Raw genomic sequence first — 24,406 nt, 5'->3', positions numbered from 1 at the left:
GACAGATTTTATCGGCGGGTCAGCAATACACCTGATTCCATATGGTGCGTCCACGGAAACTGGTCAAACATGGCGCACTGGGTAATGCGGTGCGTGTCATGCAGCTGCGCGATGTTGGCCGCCAGTGTTTCCGGGTTGCAGGAGATGTACAGGATGTTGTCGAAACGCCGGGTGAGTTCGCAGGTGTCCGGGTCCATGCCGGCGCGGGGCGGGTCGACGAATACGCTGCCGAATTCGTAGCTTTTCAGGTCGATACCCTGCAGGCGGCGGAACGGGCGCACCTCATTTAGGGCCTCGGTGAGTTCTTCGGCAGACAGGCGCACCAGGGTGACGTTGCCCACGGCATTCTCATCGAGGTTGCTCAAGGCGGCATTGACCGATGTCTTGCTGATTTCGGTCGCCAGCACGTTACGCACGCGGGTTGCCAGCGGCAGGGTGAAGTTGCCGTTGCCGCAGTACAGCTCCAGCAGATCATCCGGGCGATCGCCCAGGGCTTCGTACGCCCAGTTGAGCATCTTCTGGTTCACCGTGCCGTTGGGCTGGGTGAAGGCGCCTTCGGGTTGGCGGTAGCTGAAGGTGCGGCCGCCCACGTCGAGTTTTTCCACCACGTAGTCGTGGCCGATCACATCGCGCTTGCCCTTGGAGCGGCCGATGATGCTCACGTTCAGCTCGGTCGCCAGCTGGTTGGCGGCGGTGTGCCAGTGCTCATCCAGCGGGCGGTGATAGCACAGGGTGATCATCGCATCGCCGGCCAGTGTGGTAAGGAACTCCACCTGGAACAGTTTGTGGCTCAGGGCTGCGCTGGCTTGCCAGGCGGCCTTGAGCTGGGGCATCAACTGGTTGATGCGCTGACTGGCGATGGGGAACTCTTCGATCAGGATTGGCGTGCGCTTGTCGTCCTGAGCGAACATCGCGTAGTGGCGATCCCCGCCTTCACGCCACAGGCGGAACTCGGCGCGCAGGCGGAAGTGCTGCAGCGGCGAGTCGAAAACCTGCGGCTCGGGCGCATCGAAGGGTGCCAGCAGGTCACGCAGGCGCGTGACCTTGTCTTGCAATTGAGCGGTGTAGCGTGCGGCGTCGAAAGTCATGCGTTGAACCAGCCCAGCTTGATCACGAACAGAATCGACAGAATCACCAGTGCCGGGTTCAGCTCACGGTAGCGGCCCGAAAGCAGCTTGATGGCGGTCCAGGCGATGAAACCGAAGGCGATGCCGTTGGCGATGGAGTAAGTGAAGGGCATCGCCAGGGCGGTGATCACCACCGGCGCTGCCACAGTAATGTCGTCCCAGTCGATTTCAGCCAGGCCCGACGTCATCAGTACGGCCACGAACAGCAGCGCCGGCGCGGTGGCGAAGGCCGGTACGCTGGCCGCCAGGGGCGAGAAGAACAGCGCCAGCAGGAACAGGATCGCAACCACGATGGCGGTCAAGCCGGTACGGCCCCCGGCGCTCACGCCGGCTGCGGACTCGATGTAGCTGGTGGTGGTCGAGGTGCCCAGCAGGGAACCGGCCATGGCTGCCGTGCTGTCGGCGATCAGCGCACGGCCCATTTTCGGCATATGGCCATCCTTGCCCATCAGCCCGGCGCGCTTGGCCACGCCGATCAGGGTGCCGGAGTTGTCGAACAGGTCGACGAACAGGAAGGCGAAGATCACGCTGACCAGGCCGATGTCCAGCGCGCCCTTGATGTCCAGTTGCAGGAAGGTCGGGGCCAGGGACGGCGGCATCGAAGTCACGCCGCCGAACGGGGTGAAGCCCATGACGATGGACACGATGGTGACCGCCAGGATGCCGATCAGCACGGCGCCTCTCACCGCCAGGGCTTCCAGCGCCACGATCAGCGCGAAACCGAGGGTGGCGAGGATCGGCGCCGGTTGTTTCAGGTCACCCAGGCCGACCATGGTGGCCGGGTTGCTCACCACGATACCGGCGTTGTGCAGGGCGATCAGCGCCAGGAACAGGCCGATACCGGCGGCAATCGCCGAGCGCAGGGGCAGGGGAATGCTGTTGATGATCCACTCACGGATACGGAAGATCGACAGCAGGAAGAACAACACCGCCGAAATGAACACCGCGCCCAATGCCACCTGCCAAGTGTGGCCCATGTGCAGGACCACGGTGTAGGTGAAGAAGGCGTTGAGGCCCATGCCCGGCGCCAGGGCAATCGGGTAGTTGGCGATCAGGCCCATCACGGTCGAACCGATGGCCGCCGCCAGGCAGGTCGCGACAAATACCGCGCCTTTGTCCATGCCGGTTTCGCCGAGGATGCTCGGGTTCACGAACAGGATGTAGGCCATGGCCAGGAACGTCGTGATACCCGCAAGAATCTCGGTGCGCACGTTGGTGTTGTGGGCTTTGAGTTGAAACAGCTTTTCCAGCATGCCGGCTCCCTGTGACGCTATCTTGCGTCGTGATTTGTTGACCTCTAAGTCAAAGCACAAACTGCGCCAAGCGCTTGTGGTTTCAGAGAGGATCGGAAAAAGCGGCGCATCATACCAGCAGCCGAGGCTGTGTGGCGCATGGCCTTGAGGCATACTGCGCCGACGTTTAACAGCAGGTCATCGACAGCATGAAAAAAGCCAACGTGTGGAGTCTAGCTCTGATCCCTTGTCTGAGCCTGTGGCTCGGCGCGGCACCGGTGTGGGGCGCGGCTGCACCGGCCTTGAGCGAGGTGCGGGTGTTCAAGGTTGAATCGGCGAAGTGCAGCGAGACCATCCCGGAACGTGTGCAGACCACCCAGATGTGCGAGCACCGTGGGCCTACCAAGGTCTCTGTAATGGAGGTCGGCCTGGGCAATAGCCCCATGGGCCGTTTCAATGGCGCCGAGTTGAACGGGCAACGCACGGCGGTGTGCCAGGTGGGAAACATCAGTGAGGCCTGCAACGGCGTGGGCACGCTGATGGGCTACATCTATGTGTTCGACCTGAACGTGCAAGCCCAGGGCTGGTTCGAATTCACCAATACCTCGATTAATCCTCCGCAGAACACCTTGAAAGCCCAGCTCAATATCCGCTGATCAATTGGCTTGAACGCTCAAAACCCCGGGAAGTCGTACCCCTGAGACGGCGATTTTCCTGAACGCCGCGAATGTACACCAACCCGTGAGGTGTCTATGAGCGCGACCCCCAATGGCGCGGCGGCCCAGCCGTTCGTCGCCCACCCGATACGCTTGACCCTCAATGGCCAGGATCGCCAATTGAGTGTGTTGCCCTGGACCACCTTGCTCGACCTGTTGCGTGAACAGCTGGACCTGGTCGGCAGCAAAAAAGGCTGCGACCACGGCCAATGCGGCGCCTGCACCGTGTTGCGTGACGGCAAGCGCATAAACGCCTGCCTGACCCTGGCCGTGATGTGCGACGGCGCCGAGCTGACCACCATCGAAGGGCTGGCCCACGACGACCAACTGCACCCGATGCAGCAAGCCTTTATCAAGCACGACGCCTTCCAGTGCGGCTACTGCACGCCTGGCCAGATCTGTTCGGCCGTCGGCCTGGCCAACGAAGGCCGCGCCCACGACAGCGCACAAATCCAGGAATTGATGAGCGGCAATCTGTGCCGCTGCGGTGCCTACAACAATATCCGCGCGGCCGTCGAAGAAGCATTGCCGGCCTGCAGCAATGTGGGAGGCAAGCAATGAACCCCTTCCATTACAGCAAACCGGCCGATGTGCACGAAGCCGTGCATTTGAGCAGCGCGGCATCGCGTTTCATTGCCGGGGGCACCAACCTGCTGGACCTGATGAAAGAGAACATCAGCCGCCCCGAACACCTGATCGATATCACCGGATTGCCCCTCAATGCCATCGAAGAAACCGCCGAGGGCGGACTGCGCATCGGCGCGCTGGTCAGCAATGCCGACCTGGCCTGGCACCCGCTGATCGAACAGCGCTACCCGTTACTGTCCCAGGCCATTCTTGCCGGTGCCTCGCCACAGCTGCGCAACATGGCCAGTACTGGCGGCAACCTGCTGCAACGCACCCGTTGCTACTACTTCTATGACGCCACGGTGCCGTGCAACAAGCGCGAGCCCGGTAGCGGCTGCCCGGCGCGCACCGGCTTGAACCGCATCCATGCGATCCTCGGTGCCAGCGAGCAGTGCGTCGCTACCCATCCCTCGGACATGTGCGTGGCCCTGGCGGCGCTGGAGGCGCGGGTGCACGTCGAGGGGCGCGGCGGGGCGCGGGTGATCGAGTTTGCCGACTTCCACCGCCTGCCCGGTGATGCACCGCAACGCGACAACCAATTGGCTGACGACGAGCTGATCACCGCCATTGAGTTGCCTGCCGATAACCTGGCCCGCCACAGCCACTATCTGAAAATCCGCGACCGTGCCTCCTATGCCTTCGCGCTGGTGTCGGTGGCCGCTGCCCTTGAGCTGGACGGCGACGAGATCATCGACGCCCGCCTGGCCCTCGGCGGCGTTGCCCACAAACCCTGGCGCGACCGCGCGGTGGAAGCGTCGCTGATAGGGCGTACCGTCAGCCGGGAAACCTTCAGTAACGCCGCCGAGGCCCTGCTGCAAGATGCCGAGCCGCTGCAACACAACGGTTTCAAGATCAAGCTGGCGCGCCGCGCAATTATTCGTGCACTGAGCGACGCTGCGGTCGCAGGAGAACAGCCATGAGCGCCATCGGCAAACCCCTGGACCGTGTCGACGGTCTGCTCAAGGTCACCGGCAAAGCGCGCTATGCCGGCGAATTTCCCGAGAACGGCCTGCTGCATGGCAGCGTAGTGTCGAGCACGATCGCCAAAGGCCGGGTCATCCGTATCGATGCTTCCAGGGCCTTGGCGCTGCCGGGCGTGGTGGCGGTGATCGATCACCGCAACCGCCCGAAAATCGCCAGCTACGACGATGCCTTCGCCGATGCGGATGCCGCCGACGGCTCGCCGTTTCGTCCGCTGTACAACGACCGCGTGCTGTACAGCGGCCAGCCCCTGGCCCTGGTGCTCGCCGATAACCTGGAATTGGCGCGGCATGCCGGCTCGCTGGTCGACATCGAATACGCGGCCGAAGCCTTCGAAACGGACCTGATCACCCAGCAGGAACTGGCCCACCCTTCACCCCAGACACCGCCCGGGCCGCGTGGCAACTTCCAGGCCGAGTGGGCCGGTGCCGCCATCAGCCTCGACCTGCACTACAGCACGCCCATCGAACACCACAACCCGATGGAGCCTCACGCCAGTACGGTGCTGTACCAGCCCGACGGCACCCTGCATATCCACGACAAGACCCAAGGCCCGCAGAACTGCCAGGCCTATGTGCAAAAAGTGTTTGGCCTGGACAAAAGCCAGGTTCGCGTCTTCGCCGCGTTCGTCGGTGGCGCCTTTGGTTCGGGCCTGCGCCCGCAGTACCAACTGCCGCTGGCGGTGATGGCCTCGCTGGCGCTCAAACGCTCGGTGCGCGTGACCCTGACCCGCCAACAGATGTTCACCTTCGGCTACCGCCCGCGCACCTTGCAGCGTTTGCAGATGGGCGCCGCCGCCAATGGGCGTCTGCTGGCCCTGGGGCACACGGCGATTGGCCAGACTTCACGCTTCGAGGATTTCAGCGAACACGTGGTGGAATGGAGCGGCATGCTCTACCACTGCGACAACGTGCAGTTGACCTACAAACTGGTGCCGCTGGACGTCTACACCCCACTGGACATGCGCGCCCCCGGCGCCGCCTTGGGCGTGCTCGGCCTGGAATGCGCGATGGACGAACTGGCCTGCGCGCTGGCCATCGACCCGGTGCAGCTGCGCCTGATCAACTACGCCGAGCGTAACCAGAACGAAGACAAACCCTGGTCGAGCAAAGCCCTGCGCGAGTGTTACAGCGAAGGCGCCGAGCGTTTTGGCTGGAGCCAGCGCAACCCCGAGCCGCGCAGCATGCGCGAAGGCCGACAGTTGATCGGCTGGGGCATGGCCGGCGGTGTATGGGAAGCCATGCAGATGAAGGCCAGCGCCAAGGCGCGCATCGATGCACAGGGCAAACTTACCGTCAGCAGCGCCACCACCGATATCGGCACGGGCACTTACACCGTGATGACCCAGATCGCCGCTCAGGCCAGTGGCGTGGCCATGGCCGACGTCACTTTTCTGCTGGGCGATTCGTCCCTACCCACGGCGCCTTTGCAGGGCGGCTCGTTTACCGTGTCATCCGTCGGCACCGCCGTGCAACAGGCCTGCGAGGCACTCAATGCCAAGCTGCTGGCGACCGCTCGGCAGGTGTACCCGGTGTTCAAGGACGCTCAAACCGTTCGCTTCGAAGACGGCCAGTTGCACACCGGCGACGTGAGTGTGTCGTTGGCCCAGTTGGTCAAAGACAGCGGTGAAGACGCGCTGGAAGTGCAGGTCGACAGCGAACCCGACAAGAAACGCGAAGGCTATGCCACGGCCACCCATTCGGCGGTGTTCGTCGAAGTACGGGTGGACGAGGACCTCGGCACCATCAAGGTCAGTCGCGTAGTCAGCGCGATTGCAGCCGGGCGCGTGGTCAACCCGAAAATGGCGCGCAGCCAGATCCTCGGCGGGGTGGTGTGGGGCATTGGCATGGCGCTGCACGAAGAGACCCAGATTGACCATCAGCTGGGCCGCTATATGAACCACAGCCTGGCCGAGTACCACGTCCCGGTGAATGCCGATATCGGCGAGATTGACGTGGTGTTTGTCGAAGAGCACGACGAAGTGGTCAACGCGCTGGGGTCCAAGGGTGTGGGCGAGATCGGCATTGTCGGGGTCGCGGCAGCGGTGGCGAATGCCATCTATCACGCCACCGGCAAGCGAGTGCGGGAATTTCCGATCACCCTGGACAAGGTGCTCTAAAAAACAGCGCGTAACCTATGTGGGCCAAGTTCAGGTTATGCGGTGGGTTTTAAAGCGGGCTCTTCCAGCGGCACATGCATGCGGTCCCGATTGGCCAGGGTCGGGAACAGCTTGATCCACACCCCGGTCACCACCAGCGTACCAATCCCGCCCATGACCACGGCGGGCACGGTGCCGAACCAGTGGGCGGTGATCCCCGATTCGAACTCACCCAATTGATTGGACGCCCCGATAAACAAGCCGTTGACCGCACTCACCCGGCCGCGCATCTCATCCGGCGTTTCCAGCTGCACGAACGACGCGCGGATCACCATGCTGATCATGTCCGCCGCGCCCAGCACCACCAGCACCGCCAGGGAGAACCAGAACGACGTCGACAGCCCGAACGCGATGGTCGCCACGCCGAACACACCGACCGCGGTGAACATCACGCGGCCGACTTTGCGGTCCACCGCATAGCGCGCCAGCCACAGTGACATCAGCAGCGCCCCCACCGCCGGTGCCGAGCGCAACAGGCCCAGGCCCCAGGCGCCGGTCAACAGGATGTCCTTGGCGAACACCGGTAGTAACGCAGTGGCGCCGCCCAGCAGCACGGCGAACAGGTCCAGGGAAATGGCGCCGAGGATGTCCGGTCGGCTGCGGATAAAGCGAATCCCGGCCAGCAGCGAGTCGAGGGTGGCCTTGCCTTTGTTCAGCGGCGTCTGGCGCGCAGGCAGGTTCAGGGTCAGCACGCAGGCGATCAGGTACAGCGCCACGGTGGGGCCGTACACCCAGACGCTGCCGAATGCATAAAGCAAACCGCCGAGGGCCGGGGCGACGATGGTCGCCAATTGCTGCGCCGATTGCGACGAGGCCACGGCCCGGGGAAACAGCGCGCTGGGCACGATGCTCGGCAACAGGGCCTGGGTGGTGGGCATTTCGAATGAGCGCGCGGCGCCCAGCAGGAAGGCAAGGATGAAGATCATCTCGCGGGTCACGCTGTCTGTCAGGCCGCCGATGGCCAAAGACAGGGCAATCAGCGCCTGTACGGTCTGGCAGATGGCAGCGACTTTGCGCCGCTCATAGCGATCGGCCACATGCCCGGTGTGCAGCATGAACAGCACGCGCGGCACGAACTCCACCAGGCCGACCAGGCCCAGGTCCAGCACATTGCCGGTCAGTTGGTAGAGGTTCCAGCCGATGGCCACCGTCAGCATCTGGAAGCCGCTGGCGGTAAAGATCCGCGCCAGCCAGAACGCGATGAAAGGGCGGTGGTGACGTAAGAGCAACGCGGGTTCGCTAGGCATTGGGCGTACAGGTCGGGGACGAAAGGAACGGCGAGATTAGCATTATGTTGTAACAAAGAGTTGCAATAACCGAGGTGAGGCAAGCTGTCACGCGGCAAAAGACCACACAACCGGGCATCGGAAATGGGACTACTCTTTCAACGATGCTTGATCCAGATCAAACCCTGAACCGGGATTGTTCTGGCGGCCGAAAGGCCAGATTCCCTGCGTGACGGGTGAAAAAAGAAACGAATTGAAATTCGCCACACTCCATATCCCGTGGGGGCAGTGGGTGCAGGCTCCGAGCCCGCAGCCGGTATTACCTGACAGAGGAAGACTTATGTTCGGTTTGGAGGCGCTAGATCTCGCCCGAATTCAATTTGCGTTCACCATCTCGTTTCACATCCTGTTCCCGGCGATCACCATCGGCCTGGCCAGTTACCTTGCGGTGCTGGAGGGCTTGTGGCTCAAGACCCGCAACGATACCTACCGTGACCTCTACCATTTCTGGTCGAAGATCTTTGCCGTCAACTTCGGCATGGGCGTGGTCTCCGGCCTGGTCATGGCCTATCAGTTCGGCACCAACTGGAGCCGTTTCTCCGATTTCGCCGGCGCCGTCACCGGGCCGCTGCTGACGTACGAAGTGCTTACGGCGTTCTTTCTGGAGGCGGGTTTCCTCGGCGTGATGCTGTTCGGCTGGAACAAGGTGGGGCGCAACCTGCACTTCTTCTCCACTGTGATGGTGGCCATCGGTACGCTGATCTCGACCTTCTGGATCCTCTCGTCCAATAGCTGGATGCAGACGCCACAAGGCTTTGAAATCGTTGATGGCCGAGTGATCCCCACCGATTGGTTCGCCGTGGTCTTCAACCCATCGTTCCCCTATCGCCTGGCGCACATGGCCACCGCGGCCTTCGTGGCCACGGCGTTCTTCGTCGGCTCGTCGGCGGCCTGGCACCTGCTGCGCGGCAAGGACAACCCGGCGATCCGCAAGATGCTCTCGATGGCAATGTGGATGGCGTTGCTCGTCGCGCCTATCCAGGCGGTAATCGGCGACTTCCACGGGCTCAACACCTTGAAGCACCAACCGGCAAAAATAGCCGCGATTGAAGGCCACTGGGAAAACATCGGCAACGAGCCCACGCCGCTGATCCTGTTCGGCTGGCCGGACATGAAAGCCGAAAAAACCAAGTACGCGGTGGAAATCCCCTATCTGGGCAGCTTGATCCTGACCCACTCGCTGGACAAACAGGTGCCGGCGCTCAAGGAGTTCCCGCCTGAAGACCGACCTAACTCGACCGTGGTGTTCTGGTCGTTCCGGGTCATGGTTGGCCTGGGCTTTTTGATGATCTTCACGGGCTTGTTCAGCCTGTGGTTGCGCCGGGGCGACAAGATGTACACGTCCAGGCCGTTCCTGTACCTGGCGCTTTGGATGGGGCCGTCAGGGCTTATCGCGATTCTCGCCGGCTGGTTCACCACCGAAATCGGGCGCCAGCCATGGGTGGTCTACGGGCTGATGCGCACGGCCGATGCGTCCTCCGGGCATAGCCTGGCGCAGATGACCATCACCCTGGTGCTGTTCGTGGTGGTGTACTTCGCGCTGTTCGGCGCGGGCCTTGGCTACATGATGCGTCTGGTGCGCAAAGGCCCTGTAATTCACATCGCCACTGAGCCGGCCCATGGTGGTCCAGGCCAGAAACGCACACCGGCCCGTCCGCTCTCCGCTGCCGATGATGGCACCGGCAACGAGCACGACGACATCCAGCAAAAGGGGAATTGAGATGGGCATTGATCTTCCGCTGATCTGGGCTGTGATCATTATTTTCGGGATCATGATGTACGTGGTCATGGACGGCTTCGACCTGGGCATCGGTATCCTGTTTCCGTTCGTACAGGGCAAGACCGACCGTGACGTGATGATGAACACCGTGGCGCCGGTGTGGGACGGTAACGAAACCTGGCTGGTATTGGGCGGTGCCGGGCTGTTCGGCGCGTTCCCGCTGGCCTATTCGGTGGTGTTGTCGGCGTTGTACCTGCCGCTGATCCTGATGTTGATCGGGCTGATCTTTCGTGGCGTGGCCTTCGAGTTCCGCTTCAAGGCCAAGGACCACAAGCGTCACCTGTGGGACAAGGCGTTTATCGGCGGCTCGCTGACGGCCACGTTCTTCCAGGGTGTGGCGCTGGGGGCGTTTATCGATGGCATTCCGGTGGTGAACCGCCAGTTTGCCGGAGGCTCACTGGACTGGCTCACACCGTTCACGATGTTCTGCGGCGTGGCCTTGATCGTGGCGTATGCCTTGCTCGGCTGCACCTGGCTGATCATGAAGACCGAGGGCAAGTTGCAGGAGCAGATGCATAACATCGCGCGGCCGCTGGCCTTCGTGGTGCTGGCCGTGATCGGTATCGTCAGTATCTGGACACCGCTGACCCACCCGGAAATCGCTTCGCGCTGGTTCACCCTGCCGAACCTGTTCTGGTTCCTGCCAGTGCCGGCGCTGGTGCTGGTGACCATGTACGGGCTGATCCGCGCCGTGGCCCGCAATGCGCACTACACGCCGTTCCTGCTGACGCTGGTATTGATTTTCCTGGGTTACAGCGGCCTTGGCATCAGCCTGTGGCCGAACATCATTCCTCCGTCAGTCTCGATCTGGGACGCCGCCGCACCGCCGCAAAGCCAAGGCTTCATGCTGGTGGGCACCTTGTTCATCATCCCGTTAATCCTGGGTTACACCTTCTGGAGCTACTACGTGTTCCGCGGCAAGGTCACCCATGAAGACGGTTACCACTAGGAGGGTCGCAACATGCCGGGCAAACCTTCGTTGCACGACATCGAACAGGCCGAGAAGCAGCCACTGTGGCGGCGCCTCGGCTGGTTGGCGATGATCTGGACCGGCAGCGTGCTGGCCCTGTTCATCGTCGCCAGCCTGATGCGCATGTTCATGAATGCGGCAGGCCTGACCACCCATTGATATCCCGAGCCGGGCTTTTGTAGGAGCGAGCTTGCTCGCGAAGAACTCAGGGCACCGCGTTCATCCAGAATGGACGCGTTGCCTGGGTGTTTTTCGCGAGCAAGCTCGCTCCTACAACGGGTTTTTTATTTGCGGGCCTTGAGAATGACGAACTTGGGCGTAGATGCCACTTGTTCGACGCCGCGGAACAGGCGTGCCAATTTGCTGTGATAACCCAGGTGGCGGTTACCGACGATATACAGCGCGCCGCCCACCACCAGCGCTTCGCGCGCCTGCTGGAACATGCGCCAGGCGAGGAAGTCGCCCACCACCTGCTGCTGGTGGAAGGGCGGGTTGCACAGCACCACGTCCAGCGACTGCGCTTGCTGGCCGGCCAGGCCGTCGCCGGCACGCACGATCACCTCGCGGTCCCCCAGAGCGGCCTGCCAGTTTTCGCTGGCTGACTGCACCGCCATGAACGACTCATCCACCAGCGTGTACTGCGCGTCGGGGTTTTGCAGCGCGCTGGCAATCGCCAATACGCCGTTGCCGCAGCCCAGGTCCGCCACGCGGGCGCCACCCAGGTTGCTCGGCAAATGCGGCAGGAAGGCGCGCGTGCCGATGTCCAGGCCTTCGCGGCAGAACACGTTGGCATGGTTGAGCAATTCGACGGCCGGCGTATCCAGCGTATAGCGGGTAGGGTAGGGCGATACTGGCGCAGGGCGATCCGTAACGGTGGCGATCAGCAGCCGCGCCTTCTTGACCGCGAGGCTGGCATGCATCGGCCCGATATAGCGCTCCAGCAACTCGCCGGCGGCGCGTGGCAAGTGCTTGATCATCGCGCCGGCGATCACTTCGGCGCCCGGCGCCAACTGCCCGTGCAAGCGGATCAACTGCTCTTCCAGCAACGCCAGGGTTTTCGGCACTCGCAACAGCACCCGATCGAAAGGCCCCACCGGCACCTGGCTGGCGGGTACGAACGGCACCGCATCAAACGCCTTGCCGTTGCGCACCAGGTTTTTCTCAAGACCCTGGGCGGCGAGGAACGAGTCCCCGCTGGAGGTCACCTGCACCTTCCCTTCGAGGCTGGCCGCGAGGGCACCAAAGCTGTCATTGAGTACCAGCACACGGGTTGCCGCGCTGGGTTGCTGGCCGGCAAGATGGCTGAGCAGGTACTCGTCGGCGGCATCGAAGGCTTGCAGCGGGTCGTTGTGTTGCTCAGGCTGGCGGATCAAATCGAGCTGGGCGAAGGGGCTGTCAAGCAGGGGCATGGCGGGGGAGGCTCTGGGTAATCGACGGAACCGTCTGAGTGAACGGCGAGGCAACCTCTGAAAGGGCAGCATCAACACTCAGAATTGGCCATAAATGTTACTTTTTTTTGACCGCGATGACATGCGATGTTTCTTGCCTGGGCTAAAACAGGCCTGCCTTGGAGGCGCTGAGCACGGCCTGGATCTTATTGTGGACCCCCAGCTTCCTGAAGGTACTGCTGATATGAAAGCCCACCGTGCGCTCGGACAAGCAGAGAATGGCGGCGATTTCGGAAGCGGTCTTGCCCATGGCAGACCACTTGAGCACTTCCGTTTCCCGTGCGGTCAACTTGCTGGGCGCGCTGACTTGGGTTTCATCGGCGTATTTTTTCGCAACGACCGCATGCATCGCATGGCAGAGCCACAATACCTGGCCGGCTTTTTCGTAAAGCTCTTCAGGGCTGACCTCGCCTTTGCCTCGCGCCAGGGTCAGCATACTGAATACGCCCTGGAAATCATGGACCGCCTGGGTCCAGCCCAAGTGCACGCCAAACGACTGGGCTAGATCCCACAGTTGAGGGGTGCTGCTAAAGGTTTTTTTGTCCCAGATAATGGGCAGTACACTGTTTTTACACTGGGATACTACGGGATCTATATCGAAGAAATGTGCCTGCTTATAGAGGTCTCTCCATTCATTGGGATAGTTGCTAAGGAGTATGGGCTCTGTTTGGCTGTTTTGCGCTTGGGTACTGATCGTAAACGAGCAATATTGGAATCCCAATTCGTAGGTGTGATTGACGACCATTTCAAACACGCTAGTGATTTCGCTTTCGCCTTCCAGCTTGGGCAGCCGAGTATTGCGCCACTTGACCATCGGTAACTCTCCATAGATTCCCATCTGACTTGGGTACGTCCTGATCCCAATGCTGCTCGAAAACAAATTGTAGGATAAGTCTTGCAAGAGAGTCTGAAAATAATTCGTTTATTAGAGTGCTGTAAGACTTCGGTGGTGTACAAGAGCGACGATTTTGTATGAGTTAGTGAAGTGAGGCCTTTTTTTTCAATAGCTTGTAGGTGGTGTCAAAGTGATGTCTTTTTACAGGTTCAATTTCATCTAGTGGCGTATTCCGAAGGCGTTAATAGCAAAACGTTTAGTTGGGCGAAGGGCGCTATTGTCTTGTCAGACTGTTGTCACAAGCCTGTCGGAATCAATGCCGTTGGGTGCAATGCCAGTACAAATCAGCGGTGTTTGCGCGGCCTGCTTTGAGCCACACTAAGCCCCTGTGCAAAACGGAGTCCCCCATGACGGCCAGTGCTGAGAAATTTACCCGCCAGACCTTGCTCGACGTGCAATCGCTGACCCCCAGCCTCTTCACCCTGCGTACCACCCGCGATCCCGGTTTTCGTTTCACCGCCGGCCAGTTCGTGCGCCTGGGCGTCACCAAGGCGGATGGCAGTACGGTGTGGCGCGCTTATTCCATCGTGTCGTCGCCGTTTGACGAGCACCTCGATTTCTTTTCCATTGTGGTGCCGGGGGGGGAGTTCACCAGTGAGCTGAGCCGCCTGAAGGTAGGCGATACCTTGCTGGTGGAGCGCCAGGCCACCGGGTTCCTGACGCTGAACCGTTTTGTGGACGGGCGGGACCTGTGGCTGTTGGGCACCGGTACCGGCGTGGCGCCTTTCCTGTCGATCCTGCAGGATTTCGAGGTGTGGGAGAAGTTCGAGCGTATCGTGCTGGTGTACAGCGCTCGCGAGGCCAAGGAACTGGCGTACCAGTCGCTGATCACTGGACTGGGCACGCGTGAACACCTGGCTGAATACGCCCACAAGCTGACTTATATACCTATTGTGACCCGCGAGCAGCATCCGGGGGCGTTGAACGGTCGCATCACCGCATTGATCGAGAACGGCGAGCTGGAGCGTGCAGCCGGCGTCGCGCTCACTCCGGAACACTCCCGCGTGCTGATATGCGGCAACCCGCAGATGGTCGATGACACCCGTCAGTTGCTCAAGCAGCGCGACATGCAACTGAGCCTGAGCCGACGCCCGGGCCAGGTGGCGGTGGAAAACTACTGGTAAGAAAGCCTCACGCAGTAAGGCCTGCCAGGCAAACACCGTACCTGTGGCGAGGGAGCTTGCTCCCGCTGGGTCGCGCAGCGGCCCCAAACAATGGGCCTGCCGTGCAGTCCAGCGGGAGCAAGCTCCCTCGCCACAGGTTACTTCGCGCTGCTGCCTCTAATCCGCCGGTCAGAGCGGTTTGTCATGCTGTGCCTTGAGCAGGTCGCGGATCTCGCCCAACAGCACCTCTTCCTTCGTCGGCGTCGGCGGCAAGCTCGGGGCTACGGCCTCTTCGCGCTTCAAGCGATTGATCGCCTTCACGCCCATGAAGATGGCGAAGGCGACGATCACAAAGTCGATCACGCTCTGGATGAACTTGCCGTATGCCAGCACCACCGCGGGTACATCGCCCTGCGCCGCTTTAAGCGTGATGGCCAGGTCACCGAAGTCCACGCCACCGATCAACAGGCCAATGGGTGGCATCACCACGTCCCCTACAAACGAGGAAACAATTTTGCCGAACGCGGCGCCGATGATGATACCGACGGCCATGTCGACCACATTACCTTTGACCGCAAAGGCCTTGAACTCACTGATCACGCCCATAAGTTATTCCTTGTTACAGATGAGAAGGGTGGAGGTCAGTGTAAGTCAGTCGTAGCAGGCTTGCGCGACACAACCGTTAACACTGTTGGTTTTTATCGACACATTAAATCGCAATTAGTTTGCAAAGTGCCACCAATCGCGCGCGAAATACGCAGAATTTCAGCGGGTTACCATATTTTTTTCTCAATCGGCCCTGTGGGGTTTTTCTATTTATCTTCTGACCCGCAGGTCACTAGCCTCTGGCAAGCACAACTGAATGTGCACTAAAAAAACCAGAGGAAACCTCGATGAACAGTTCAATCAACCGCAGGCCCGTGTCGGCGCGCCAGGCGCTGGCGTTGGTGACCGCCAGCCTGCTGAGCCTTTCCGTGCAAGCCGCCAACCTGACCCGTGATAACGGTGCCAACGTTGGGGATAACCAGAATTCGCAGACCGCTGGCGCCAATGGCCCTGTGCTGTTGCAGGATGTTCAACTGATCCAGAAGCTGCAGCGCTTTGACCGTGAGCGCATTCCCGAGCGTGTGGTCCACGCACGCGGCACGGGCGCCCATGGCACCTTCACCGTGACCGACAACCTCAGCGACCTGACCAAGGCCAAGGTGTTCGCAGCCGGTGAAGCCACACCGGTATTCGTGCGCTTCTCGGCGGTGGTCCACGGTAACCATTCGCCGGAAACCTTGCGCGATCCACGAGGCTTCGCCACCAAGTTCTACACCGCCGAGGGTAACTGGGACCTGGTCGGTAATAACTTCCCGACCTTCTTCATCCGCGATGCCATCAAGTTCCCGGACATGGTCCACGCGTTCAAACCGGACCCGCGCACTAACCTGGACGATGACTCGCGTCGTTTCGACTTCTTCTCCCATGTTCCAGAGTCCACTCGTACACTGACCGAGTTGTATTCGGACTCCGGTACTCCGGCCAGTTATCGGGAAATGGACGGCAACGGCGTACATGCCTACAAGTTAATCAACGCCAAGGGCGAAGTGCACTACGTCAAGTTCCACTGGAAGAGCCTGCAAGGCATCAAGAATCTTGATCCCAAGCAAGTCACCGAAGTGCAAGGACGTGACTACAGCCACATGACCAATGACTTGGTCACCCATATCAACAAGGGCGACTTCCCCAAGTGGGACTTGTATGTGCAAGTGTTAAAACCTGAAGACTTGGCCACGTTTGATTTCGACCCGTTGGATGCCACTAAAATCTGGCCGAATGTGCCTGAGCGCAAAGTTGGGCAAATGGTGCTCAACCGCAACCCGGCCAATGTGTTCCAGGAGACCGAACAGGTCTCGATGGCCCCGGCCAACCTGGTGCCGGGTATCGAACCGTCGGAAGACCGCCTGCTGCAAGGCCGGGTGTTTTCCTACGCCGACACGCAAATGTACCGCCTGGGCGCCAATGCCTTGCAACTGCCGATCAACGCGCCACGGGTGACCGTCAATAACGGCAACCAGGACGGCGCAATGAATTTCGGCAAGACCACCACTGGCGTGAACTACCAGCCAAGCCGCCTGTTGCCACGGGAAGAGCCGCAAACTGCGCGCTACAGCCAGTCGCCGCTGTCGGGCAGCACCCAGCAGGCGAAGATCCAGCGTGAGCAGAACTTCAAGCAGGCCGGTGACTTGTATCGCTCCTACAGCAAGAAAGAGCGCCAGGACCTGATCGACAACTTCGGCGGCTCGCTGGCGACCACCGATGATGAGAGCAAGCACATCATCCTCTCGTTCCTCTACAAGGCAGACCCGGAATACGGCACCGGCGTGGCCAAGGTTGCCAAGGGCGACTTGGCACGTGTGAAAGCACTGGCTGACAAACTGAGCGACTAACCGCGCCCTCCTGTAGGAGCGAGCTTGCTCGCGAAGAACTCAAAGGCAACGCATTTATCCAGGATGCACGCGTTATCGTTGACGTTTTTCGCGAGCAAGCTCGCTCCTACAAGGGGATCTTTCTCAAGGATTTTGATCATGCGTACGTTCATATGGGCACTGCTGGCCTGCTGTTCGTTTAGTGTGCTGGCCGAACAACCCCCCTCCAATGACCCTGGTGCGCTCAAGGCGCAGCTTCAGGACTATTATTTCGACGCCGCCCGCCGTGGCGATCTCGACATGCTCAACACTTTCATTGAATCGGGCTACGCCCTGAATACTCAGGACGACAAGGGCTACACCGCCTTGATCCTCGCCGCCTATCACGGCCAAAGCACCTATGTTGAGCGCCTGTTGGCCGCCGGTGCCGACGCCTGCGTGCAGGACAAACGTGGCAACACTGCGCTGATGGGCGCCATCTTCAAAGGTGAACTGAAAATTGCCCAGCGCCTGCTGGCCACCGACTGTAACCCCGACCAGCGCAACGGCGCGGGGCAGACCGCCGCCATGTACGCCGGGCTGTTCAAGCGCGTCGAACTGCTCGGCGAACTCAAGGCCAAAGGCGCCGACCTCAACGCCGAAGACCCCATCGGTAACAGCGCTACACGCTTGGCCAATGGTGAAATCCGGACCCCGGCGCCGCGCTGAGCTATCATCGCGTTTTTTCGGTTGGAGGTTCTCGAATGGCAAAGGCCAAGCGCATGTACGGCTGCACGGAGTGCGGCGCGACCTTTCCCAAATGGGCGGGCCAGTGCGGCGAGTGCGGTGCGTGGAACACCCTGACTGAAACCATGATTGAAAGCGGTGGTGCTGCGGCGCCGACCGGCCGCGCCGGCTGGACCGGGCAACAGGCGCAGATCAAGACCCTGGCCGAAGTCAGCGTCGAAGAGATCCCGCGCTTCTCCACGGCCTCCGGCGAGTTGGACCGGGTATTGGGCGGTGGCCTGGTGGACGGCTCGGTCGTGTTGATCGGCGGCGACCCAGGCATCGGTAAATCCACGATCCTGTTGCAAACCCTATGCAGCATCGCCAGCCGCATGCCGGCGTTGTACGTCACCGGCGAAGAATCCCAGCAGCAAGTGGCCATGCGCGCCCGCCGACTGGGCTTGCCCCAGGACCAACTGCGGGTCATGACCGAAACCTGCATTGAAAGCATCATCGCCACGGCGCGCATCGAAAAGCCGAAGGTCATGGTGATCGACTCGATCCAGACGATTTTCACCGAGCAACTGCAGTCCGCCCCTGGCGGCGTCTCCCAGGTACGTGAAAGTGCCGCGCTGTTGGTGCGCTATGCCAAGCAGAGCGGTACGGCGATCTTCCTGGTGGGCCACGTGACCAAGGAAGGCGCGCTGGCCGGGCCGCGCGTGCTGGAGCACATGGTGGACACCGTGCTGTATTTCGAAGGCGAATCCGATGGCCGCCTGCGGTTGCTGCGGGCGGTGAAAAACCGCTTTGGCGCGGTGAACGAGTTGGGTGTGTTTGCCATGACTGACCGGGGGCTCAAAGAGGTCTCCAACCCGTCGGCGATTTTTCTCACCCGCGCCCAGGAAGAAGTCCCCGGTAGTGTGGTGATGGCGACGTGGGAAGGTACCCGGCCGATGCTGGTGGAAGTCCAGGCGCTGGTGGATGACAGCCATCTGGCCAACCCGCGACGGGTCACCCTCGGTCTGGATCAGAACCGTCTGGCGATGCTGCTGGCGGTATTGCATCGCCATGGCGGGATTCCGACGCACGACCAGGACGTCTTCCTTAACGTGGTCGGCGGGGTCAAGGTGCTGGAAACTGCCTCCGATTTGGCATTGATGGCGGCGGTGATGTCCAGCCTGCGCAACCGGCCGCTGCCCCATGATCTGCTGGTGTTTGGCGAGGTGGGGCTGTCGGGCGAAGTACGCCCGGTGCCCAGTGGCCAGGAGCGCTTGAAGGAAGCGGCCAAGCATGGCTTCAAACGCGCGATCGTGCCCAAGGGCAATGCGCCGAAGGAAATGCCGCCGGGGTTGCAGGTGATTGGCGTGACGCGCCTGGAACAGGCCTTGGATGCGCTGTTTGAATAATCACTAACACCGCGGAACCAATGTGGGAGGGGGCTTGCCCCCGATGGCAGTGTATCAGTGACCTATAAGTGCCTGACACACTGCCATCGGGGGCAAGCCCCCTCCCACATTTTGATCTGTGCTGAATGTTAGATTTCCAGCAATGCCGCTAACTCGCGATGCAGTTCCTCTTCGTCGCCCAGGTTCAATTCGATCAACCGTCGCAGATGGCTGATCGATTCCAGGTCGATGTGTTGGCACACAAAGCCCAACTGATCATGCTCTTCATGGGTCAGGCGTACCTGCATCTTTATATGAGCCTTCGGGTCCAGGCGTATATCGACGTCGAACGGCAGCGCCTTATTGCCTTTCCAGTCTTCAGGCCGCTTCGCCAATAAACCCTTGAGCGACAAATCCACCAACTGCACCGGCCATTCGTGTCCGTTTTGCCGAAGCTCGGTCTTGGCGTCAAAGGCAATCCGGCGAAAACGGCGGCGATCAGACGCTTGCTCGGTCATGGCGAAATCCTCTGTGGAATACAGCGATTGTAGCCCTAAGCCATCATCCGGCATTTATTTCTGCTTTTTTTGCGCCGGCAAGGCTCTAGACCAACGTAGGGGGGTGGCCTTTAAGGCCAACAGCGCTAAACTCGGGCTGGCTGTCCTTCTGTCCACCCTGGCTGGAATATAAAAATGAAAAATAATAATAGCCTGCTACGCCATCTACCCTGGCTGGTGCTGGCAATCGTAGGAGCGTGCGCCCTTGGCGTAGTGGCCTTGCGCCGCGGCGAGGCGATCAACGCCTTGTGGATTGTGGTCGCTGCGGTGGCCATCTACCTGGTCGCGTACCGTTACTACAGCCTGTTCATCGCCAATAACGTGATGCAACTGGATCCACGGCGGGCCACCCCCGCAGTGATCAACAACGACGGTCTGGACTATGTGCCGACCAACAAACACATCCTTTTCGGTCACCACTTTGCGGCAATTGCCGGCGCAGGTCCGTTGGTCGGCCCGGTGTTGGCGGCGCAGATGGGCTACCTGCCCGGCACGCTTTGGCTGATTGCCGGCGTGGTGTTGGCCGGTGCGGTGCAGGACTTCATGATCCTGTTCCTGTCCACCCGGCGTAACGGCCGTTCCCTGGGCGACATGGTCCGCGAAGAAATGGGCCGCATTCCGGGGACCATCGCGCTGTTTGGCTGCTTCCTGATCATGATCATCATCCTCGCGGTGCTGGCGTTGATCGTGGTCAAGGCCCTGGCCGAGAGCCCGTGGGGCATCTTCACGGTGATGGCAACCATCCCGATCGCGATGTTCATGGGCGTCTACATGCGCTACATCCGTCCGGGGCGTATCGGTGAAATCTCGATCATCGGCGTGCTGTTGCTGCTGGGTTCGATCTGGCTGGGCGGGCAGATTGCCGCTGACCCGGTCTGGGCCAAGGCCTTCACCTTTACCGGGATCCAGATCACCTGGATGCTGATCGGCTACGGTTTCGTGGCGGCGGTACTGCCGGTGTGGCTGATCCTGGCACCGCGTGACTACCTGTCGACCTTCCTGAAAATCGGCACCATCATCGCCCTGGCGATTGGCATCCTGGTCACCATGCCCGACCTGAAAATGCCGGCGCTCACCCAGTTCATCGACGGCACTGGCCCGGTGTGGAAAGGCGGCCTGTTCCCGTTCCTGTTCATCACCATCGCCTGCGGCGCGGTCTCCGGCTTCCATGCGCTGATTTCCTCGGGCACCACGCCCAAGCTGCTGGCCAGTGAAAGCCACGCCCGTTACATCGGTTACGGCGGCATGCTGATGGAGTCATTCGTGGCGATCATGGCGATGGTTGCCGCGTCGGTGATCGAGCCTGGCGTGTACTTCGCCATGAACAGCCCGGCGGCGATTGTCGGTAGCGACGTCGTTACCGTGGCGCAGACCGTCAGCAGCTGGGGCTTTGCAATTACCCCCGAGGCGCTGTCGGCCGTAGCCCATGACATCGGTGAAACCACCATCCTGGCGCGTGCCGGCGGTGCACCGACCCTGGCGGTGGGTATCGCGCAGATCCTGCACAGTGTGCTGCCGGGTGAAAACACCATGGCGTTCTGGTACCACTTTGCGATCCTGTTCGAAGCGCTGTTCATCCTCACGGCAGTCGACGCCGGTACCCGTGCCGGTCGCTTCATGCTGCAAGACCTGCTCGGCTCCTTCGTGCCGTCGCTCAAGCGCACTGAATCCTGGACCGCCAACCTGATCGCCACCGCCGGTTGTGTGGCAATGTGGGGTTACCTGCTGTACCAGGGCGTGATCGACCCATTGGGTGGCATCAACACCTTGTGGCCGCTGTTCGGCATCTCCAACCAGATGCTGGCGGGTATCGCGCTGATGCTGGCCACGGTTGTGCTGATCAAAATGAAGCGCCAGCGCTACATCTGGGTGACCATGCTGCCAGCGGTCTGGCTGCTGATCTGCACCACCACGGCAGGCTTTATCAAGCTGTTCGACGCCAACCCGGCGATCGGCTTCCTGTCGCTGGCCAAGAAATACAGCGATGCCCTGGCTAACGGCCAGATCCTGGCCCCGGCCAAGAGCATCGACCAGATGCAGCACGTGATCTACAACGCCTACACCAACGCAACGCTGACGGCGCTGTTCCTGTTCGTGGTGTTCAGCATCCTGTTCTATGCGCTCAAGGTCGGCGTTGCCGCCTGGGGCAACAAAGAGCGTACGGATAAAGAAGCCCCGTTCCAGGCTGTACCGGACGCATAAGCGAGGATTGCCAGCATGTTCAATGACATCAGTCGCCTCGGTAAATACCTCGGTCAGGCCGCGCGCCTGATGGTCGGCATGCCCGACTACGACACGTACGTCGAGCATATGCAAACCAAACACCCGGACAAACCGATGATGGACTATAAGGCGTTCTTCCGGGAACGCCAGGAAGCCCGTTACGGCGGCAAGGGTGGGCCCAAGTGCTGCTGACCCGTTAATTCGGGCTGGCGGTGATCCCCATGTGGGAGGGGGCTTGCTACCGATAGCGGTGTGTCAGTGACAGATAAGTGCCTGACACACTGCTATCGGGGGCAAGCCCCCTCCCACATTTGTTTTGTGTTTCTTCAGTTATAAGGAGAACTTTTTTGTCATCTCCCATACCCGTAACGGTCCTCAGCGGCTTCCTCGGTGCCGGCAAGACCACCTTGCTGCGCCATCTGCTCAAGGCCGAGCACGGCTTGAAGATCGCCGTGATCGAAAACGAATTCAGTGACGCCGGTATCGACACCCAGCTGTTGGGCGCGGAGCCGGTGCAGGTCATGACCCTCTCCAACGGCTGCGTGTGCTGCACCATCCACACCGATTTGACCAAGGCCCTCTACCTGCTCCTCGAGCGCCTGGACAGTGGCGAGATCGCTTTCGACCGCCTGGTGATCGAATGCACCGGCCTGGCAGACCCCGCCCCGGTGGCCCAGACGTTTTTCATCGACGAGGAACTGCGCGAGCGCTACATCCTCGACGGCATCATTACGCTGGTGGACGCGGCTCACGCCGAGCATCACCTGACCCAGACCATCGCCCAGGCCCAGATCGGCTTTGCCGACCGCCTGCTGGTGAGCAAGCGCGACCTGGTGGACGACGCCACCTTCGACGCCCTCAGCGAACGCCTGACCCGCATCAACCGCCGCGCCCCGATTCGGGTGGTGGACCATGGCGCCATCGACCTGGCCGAACTGCTCGACGTGCGTGGTTTCAACCTCAACGCCGGCATGAGCCTGCGCCCGGTCAGCGCGGCGCCGTCCATCGACCGCATCTCCAGCCTGGTGCTGCGCACCGACCAACCGCTGGATATCGACCGTCTCAGTGAGTTCATGAACGAGCTGCTGGAAGACCATGGCAAGCAATTGCTGCGTTACAAAGGCGTGCTGAACATTGCGGGGGAAGACCGGCGCCTGGTGTTCCAGGGCGTGCTGAAACTCTACGGTTTCGACTGGGATACCGAATGGGCCGAGGGCGAGGTGCGCGAGAGTGTGATCGTGTTTATTGCCGATGATTTGCCGGAAGACAAGATCCGCGAAGGCTTCCAGCGCCTTTACCAAGCCTGACCTGAAATACGGGCCAAATGTGGGAGGGGGCTTGCCCCCGATGACAGTGTGCCAGGCACTTATCTATCACTGACCCACCGCTATCGGGGGCAAGCCCCCTCCCACATTGATTGCATTTCACTTTGAAATTTGTGCCCATAAAAAAGCCCGGCTCAAGAGCCGGGCTTCTTATTCAAGCAACTGCCATCAAGCGCCGTACACCGGCAGCTTCTTGCAGATAGCCTTGACCTTCTCACGTACCGCGTCGATCACGGATTCGTTGTTCAAGTCGGCCAGGATGTCGCAGATCCAGCCGGCCAGTTCCTTGCACTCTGCTTCCTTGAAGCCACGCGTGGTCACAGCCGGGGTGCCGAAGCGCAGGCCGGAGGTGACGAACGGTGAACGTGGGTCGTTCGGCACGGAGTTCTTGTTCACGGTGATGAAGGCTTTGCCCAGGGCAGCGTCAGCATCTTTACCGGAAATGTCCTGCTTGATCAGCGACAGCAGGAACAGGTGGTTTTCAGTCCCGCCGGACACCACGTCAAAACCGCGTTCGATGAACACACCGGCCATGGCCTTGGCGTTCTTCACCACTTGTTGCTGGTAGGTCTTGAACTCAGGCTGCAGCGCTTCCTTGAAGCAGATCGCCTTGGCAGCGATCACGTGCTCCAGCGGGCCACCCTGGGCGCCCGGGAATACTGCGGAGTTCAGCTTCTTCTCGATCTCGGCGTTGGCACGCGCCAGGATCAGGCCGCCACGTGGACCGCGCAGGGTCTTGTGGGTGGTGGTGGTGACCACGTCAGCGTAAGGCACCGGGTTCGGGTACACGCCAGCCGCGACCAGACCGGCCACGTGAGCCATGTCGACGAACAGGTAAGCGCCAACCTTGTCAGCGATCTCACGGAAGCGTGGGAAATCCAGGATCTGCGAGTAGGCAGAGAAACCGGCCACGATCATTTTTGGCTTGTGCTCGACCGCCAGGCGCTCGACTTCGTCGTAGTCGATCAGGCCGTTGGCGTCGATGCCGTATTGAACGGCGTTGTACAGCTTGCCGGAGGAGGAGACGCTGGCGCCGTGGGTCAGGTGACCGCCGTGGGCCAGGCTCATGCCCAGAATGGTGTCGCCGCCTTGCAGCAGGGCCAGGTACACCGCGCTGTTGGCCTGGGAACCGGCGTGTGGCTGGACGTTGGCGTAATCAGCGCCGAACAGCTCTTTTGCACGGTCGATGGCCAACTGCTCAACCACGTCGACGTATTCGCAACCGCCGTAGTAGCGCTTGCCTGGGTAGCCTTCGGCGTACTTGTTGGTCAGAACCGAACCTTGAGCCTCCATCACCGCAGGGCTGGTGTAGTTTTCCGAAGCGATCAGCTCAATGTGCTCTTCCTGGCGCACGGCTTCTTGCTCCATGGCGGCGAAGAGATCGGCGTCGTACTTGGCAATAGTCAAATCACGGCTGAACATGGCGGTCCTCAAGGATCGGGGGCAGAAAAGGAGGGCATTCTAACCCAATGGG

The 24,406-nt window shown here is 60.9% G+C and carries 22 protein-coding genes; 14 read left to right on the top strand and 8 right to left on the bottom strand.

What is annotated here, in order from left to right:
* Positions 1-8: 8 nt before the first annotated feature.
* Together trmA and C4J94_RS23615 are read right to left on the bottom strand one after the other, a co-directional pair.
* Positions 9-1,088, bottom strand: coding sequence for a tRNA (uridine(54)-C5)-methyltransferase TrmA (gene trmA, locus C4J94_RS23620; protein WP_124388299.1), 1,080 nt, complete (start codon positions 1,086-1,088; stop codon positions 9-11).
* Positions 1,085-2,380, bottom strand: coding sequence for an NCS2 family permease (locus C4J94_RS23615; RefSeq protein WP_034100857.1), 1,296 nt, complete (start codon positions 2,378-2,380; stop codon positions 1,085-1,087). The genes trmA and C4J94_RS23615 overlap by 4 nt, the downstream gene beginning before the upstream one ends.
* 188 nt (positions 2,381-2,568) lie before the next feature.
* Between C4J94_RS23615 and C4J94_RS23610 the strand changes: the two genes are divergently transcribed.
* From C4J94_RS23610 to C4J94_RS23595, 4 genes are all read left to right on the top strand, one after another.
* Entirely contained in the window at positions 2,569-3,015 is a 447-nt protein-coding gene (locus C4J94_RS23610; RefSeq protein ID WP_124388298.1) for a DUF4879 domain-containing protein, read from the top strand.
* A 96-nt stretch (positions 3,016-3,111) separates the two neighbouring features.
* Positions 3,112-3,636 (top strand): (2Fe-2S)-binding protein, encoded by a 525-nt coding sequence (locus C4J94_RS23605; protein WP_124388297.1) that lies wholly within the window; start codon positions 3,112-3,114, stop codon positions 3,634-3,636.
* On the top strand, positions 3,633-4,622 hold the full coding sequence (locus C4J94_RS23600) for a xanthine dehydrogenase family protein subunit M (protein WP_124388296.1): 990 nt from the start codon (positions 3,633-3,635) through the stop codon (positions 4,620-4,622). The genes C4J94_RS23605 and C4J94_RS23600 overlap by 4 nt, the downstream gene beginning before the upstream one ends.
* Positions 4,619-6,802 carry a xanthine dehydrogenase family protein molybdopterin-binding subunit gene (locus C4J94_RS23595; protein WP_124388295.1) on the top strand — a complete coding sequence of 728 codons (2,184 nt, stop codon included), beginning with the start codon at positions 4,619-4,621 and terminating at the stop codon, positions 6,800-6,802. The genes C4J94_RS23600 and C4J94_RS23595 overlap by 4 nt, the downstream gene beginning before the upstream one ends.
* A gap of 35 nt (positions 6,803-6,837) precedes the next feature.
* Here the strand turns inward: C4J94_RS23595 and C4J94_RS23590 are convergent, their stop codons facing one another.
* Positions 6,838-8,088: an MFS transporter gene (locus tag C4J94_RS23590; protein WP_124388294.1), complete on the bottom strand. Its 1,251-nt coding sequence runs from the start codon at positions 8,086-8,088 to the stop codon at positions 6,838-6,840.
* A 319-nt stretch (positions 8,089-8,407) separates the two neighbouring features.
* Here C4J94_RS23590 and C4J94_RS23585 point away from each other — a divergent pair, with 319 nt between their 5' ends.
* Genes C4J94_RS23585 through C4J94_RS23575 form a run of 3 tightly spaced genes read left to right on the top strand, consistent with a single transcriptional unit; the run spans position 8,408 to position 11,036 of the window.
* Positions 8,408-9,847 carry a cytochrome ubiquinol oxidase subunit I gene (locus tag C4J94_RS23585; RefSeq protein ID WP_124388293.1) on the top strand — a complete coding sequence of 480 codons (1,440 nt, stop codon included), beginning with the start codon at positions 8,408-8,410 and terminating at the stop codon, positions 9,845-9,847.
* A 1-nt stretch (position 9,848) separates the two neighbouring features.
* Positions 9,849-10,856, top strand: a complete 1,008-nt coding sequence (gene cydB / locus C4J94_RS23580) for a cytochrome d ubiquinol oxidase subunit II (protein ID WP_124388292.1) — start codon at positions 9,849-9,851, stop codon at positions 10,854-10,856.
* Positions 10,857-10,868: 12 nt separating this feature from the next.
* Complete coding sequence (locus C4J94_RS23575; RefSeq protein WP_124388291.1) at positions 10,869-11,036, top strand: DUF2474 domain-containing protein; 168 nt, start codon at positions 10,869-10,871, stop codon at positions 11,034-11,036.
* Positions 11,037-11,161: 125 nt separating this feature from the next.
* On the opposite strand, the gene C4J94_RS23570 is transcribed toward C4J94_RS23575, so the two are convergent.
* Positions 11,162-12,286: a class I SAM-dependent methyltransferase gene (locus tag C4J94_RS23570; protein ID WP_124388290.1), complete on the bottom strand. Its 1,125-nt coding sequence runs from the start codon at positions 12,284-12,286 to the stop codon at positions 11,162-11,164.
* Positions 12,287-12,428: 142 nt separating this feature from the next.
* Positions 12,429-13,139, bottom strand: coding sequence for a LuxR family transcriptional regulator (locus C4J94_RS23565; protein WP_124388289.1), 711 nt, complete (start codon positions 13,137-13,139; stop codon positions 12,429-12,431).
* A gap of 428 nt (positions 13,140-13,567) precedes the next feature.
* Between C4J94_RS23565 and C4J94_RS23560 the strand changes: the two genes are divergently transcribed.
* The gene (locus C4J94_RS23560; protein ID WP_124388288.1) at positions 13,568-14,344 is read left to right on the top strand and encodes a ferredoxin--NADP reductase; all 777 of its coding nucleotides are present in this window, start codon (positions 13,568-13,570) and stop codon (positions 14,342-14,344) included.
* 168 nt (positions 14,345-14,512) lie between these two features.
* On the opposite strand, the gene mscL is transcribed toward C4J94_RS23560, so the two are convergent.
* Positions 14,513-14,929 carry a large-conductance mechanosensitive channel protein MscL gene (gene mscL, locus C4J94_RS23555; protein WP_124388287.1) on the bottom strand — a complete coding sequence of 139 codons (417 nt, stop codon included), beginning with the start codon at positions 14,927-14,929 and terminating at the stop codon, positions 14,513-14,515.
* Between the two features lie 287 nt (positions 14,930-15,216).
* On the opposite strand from mscL, the gene C4J94_RS23550 reads away from it, so the two are divergent.
* The 3 genes from C4J94_RS23550 to radA all read left to right on the top strand — a co-directional run bounded on the left by C4J94_RS23550 (position 15,217) and on the right by radA (position 18,848).
* Positions 15,217-16,758, top strand: coding sequence for a catalase (locus C4J94_RS23550; RefSeq protein WP_124388286.1), 1,542 nt, complete (start codon positions 15,217-15,219; stop codon positions 16,756-16,758).
* Between the two features lie 138 nt (positions 16,759-16,896).
* The gene (locus tag C4J94_RS23545; RefSeq protein WP_124388285.1) at positions 16,897-17,445 is read left to right on the top strand and encodes an ankyrin repeat domain-containing protein; all 549 of its coding nucleotides are present in this window, start codon (positions 16,897-16,899) and stop codon (positions 17,443-17,445) included.
* A 35-nt stretch (positions 17,446-17,480) separates the two neighbouring features.
* A complete protein-coding gene (gene radA / locus C4J94_RS23540; RefSeq protein ID WP_032884669.1) occupies positions 17,481-18,848 on the top strand; it encodes a DNA repair protein RadA in 1,368 nt (455 codons plus the stop codon).
* A gap of 128 nt (positions 18,849-18,976) precedes the next feature.
* Here radA and C4J94_RS23535 read toward each other — a convergent pair whose 3' ends face one another.
* The gene (locus C4J94_RS23535) at positions 18,977-19,345 is read right to left on the bottom strand and encodes a PilZ domain-containing protein (protein ID WP_124388284.1); all 369 of its coding nucleotides are present in this window, start codon (positions 19,343-19,345) and stop codon (positions 18,977-18,979) included.
* A 174-nt stretch (positions 19,346-19,519) separates the two neighbouring features.
* Between C4J94_RS23535 and C4J94_RS23530 the strand changes: the two genes are divergently transcribed.
* The 3 genes from C4J94_RS23530 (at position 19,520) to yjiA (ending at position 22,914) form a co-directional block, all read left to right on the top strand.
* A complete protein-coding gene (locus tag C4J94_RS23530) occupies positions 19,520-21,586 on the top strand; it encodes a carbon starvation CstA family protein (protein WP_124388283.1) in 2,067 nt (688 codons plus the stop codon).
* A gap of 15 nt (positions 21,587-21,601) precedes the next feature.
* Entirely contained in the window at positions 21,602-21,799 is a 198-nt protein-coding gene (locus tag C4J94_RS23525) for a YbdD/YjiX family protein (protein WP_003176208.1), read from the top strand.
* 155 nt (positions 21,800-21,954) lie between these two features.
* Complete coding sequence (gene yjiA, locus C4J94_RS23520) at positions 21,955-22,914, top strand: GTPase (protein WP_124388282.1); 960 nt, start codon at positions 21,955-21,957, stop codon at positions 22,912-22,914.
* A 186-nt stretch (positions 22,915-23,100) separates the two neighbouring features.
* Here the strand turns inward: yjiA and glyA are convergent, their stop codons facing one another.
* Positions 23,101-24,354, bottom strand: a complete 1,254-nt coding sequence (glyA, locus tag C4J94_RS23515; RefSeq protein WP_124388281.1) for a serine hydroxymethyltransferase — start codon at positions 24,352-24,354, stop codon at positions 23,101-23,103.
* Positions 24,355-24,406 lie beyond the last annotated feature (52 nt).

It is taken from the genome of Pseudomonas sp. R5-89-07 (assembly GCF_003851685.1).
Classification (GTDB): domain Bacteria; phylum Pseudomonadota; class Gammaproteobacteria; order Pseudomonadales; family Pseudomonadaceae; genus Aquipseudomonas.
Note: the sequence above shows the minus strand (reverse complement) of the source record. Positions and strands in the feature narration are given on the sequence as shown.

Coding starts and splice junctions, on each gene's coding strand:
- C4J94_RS23570 (WP_124388290.1), bottom strand. CDS start 12,286: ATGCCCCTGCTTGACAGCCCCTTCGCCCAGCTCGATTTGATCCGCCAG.
- mscL (WP_124388287.1), bottom strand. CDS start 14,929: ATGGGCGTGATCAGTGAGTTCAAGGCCTTTGCGGTCAAAGGTAATGTG.
- C4J94_RS23575 (WP_124388291.1), top strand. CDS start 10,869: ATGCCGGGCAAACCTTCGTTGCACGACATCGAACAGGCCGAGAAGCAG.
- C4J94_RS23595 (WP_124388295.1), top strand. CDS start 4,619: ATGAGCGCCATCGGCAAACCCCTGGACCGTGTCGACGGTCTGCTCAAG.
- C4J94_RS23525 (WP_003176208.1), top strand. CDS start 21,602: ATGTTCAATGACATCAGTCGCCTCGGTAAATACCTCGGTCAGGCCGCG.
- C4J94_RS23590 (WP_124388294.1), bottom strand. CDS start 8,088: ATGCCTAGCGAACCCGCGTTGCTCTTACGTCACCACCGCCCTTTCATC.
- cydB (WP_124388292.1), top strand. CDS start 9,849: ATGGGCATTGATCTTCCGCTGATCTGGGCTGTGATCATTATTTTCGGG.
- C4J94_RS23610 (WP_124388298.1), top strand. CDS start 2,569: ATGAAAAAAGCCAACGTGTGGAGTCTAGCTCTGATCCCTTGTCTGAGC.
- C4J94_RS23565 (WP_124388289.1), bottom strand. CDS start 13,139: ATGGTCAAGTGGCGCAATACTCGGCTGCCCAAGCTGGAAGGCGAAAGC.
- C4J94_RS23605 (WP_124388297.1), top strand. CDS start 3,112: ATGAGCGCGACCCCCAATGGCGCGGCGGCCCAGCCGTTCGTCGCCCAC.
- C4J94_RS23585 (WP_124388293.1), top strand. CDS start 8,408: ATGTTCGGTTTGGAGGCGCTAGATCTCGCCCGAATTCAATTTGCGTTC.
- glyA (WP_124388281.1), bottom strand. CDS start 24,354: ATGTTCAGCCGTGATTTGACTATTGCCAAGTACGACGCCGATCTCTTC.
- C4J94_RS23560 (WP_124388288.1), top strand. CDS start 13,568: ATGACGGCCAGTGCTGAGAAATTTACCCGCCAGACCTTGCTCGACGTG.
- C4J94_RS23550 (WP_124388286.1), top strand. CDS start 15,217: ATGAACAGTTCAATCAACCGCAGGCCCGTGTCGGCGCGCCAGGCGCTG.
- C4J94_RS23535 (WP_124388284.1), bottom strand. CDS start 19,345: ATGACCGAGCAAGCGTCTGATCGCCGCCGTTTTCGCCGGATTGCCTTT.
- C4J94_RS23600 (WP_124388296.1), top strand. CDS start 3,633: ATGAACCCCTTCCATTACAGCAAACCGGCCGATGTGCACGAAGCCGTG.
- C4J94_RS23615 (WP_034100857.1), bottom strand. CDS start 2,380: ATGCTGGAAAAGCTGTTTCAACTCAAAGCCCACAACACCAACGTGCGC.
- C4J94_RS23545 (WP_124388285.1), top strand. CDS start 16,897: ATGCGTACGTTCATATGGGCACTGCTGGCCTGCTGTTCGTTTAGTGTG.
- trmA (WP_124388299.1), bottom strand. CDS start 1,088: ATGACTTTCGACGCCGCACGCTACACCGCTCAATTGCAAGACAAGGTC.
- C4J94_RS23530 (WP_124388283.1), top strand. CDS start 19,520: ATGAAAAATAATAATAGCCTGCTACGCCATCTACCCTGGCTGGTGCTG.
- radA (WP_032884669.1), top strand. CDS start 17,481: ATGGCAAAGGCCAAGCGCATGTACGGCTGCACGGAGTGCGGCGCGACC.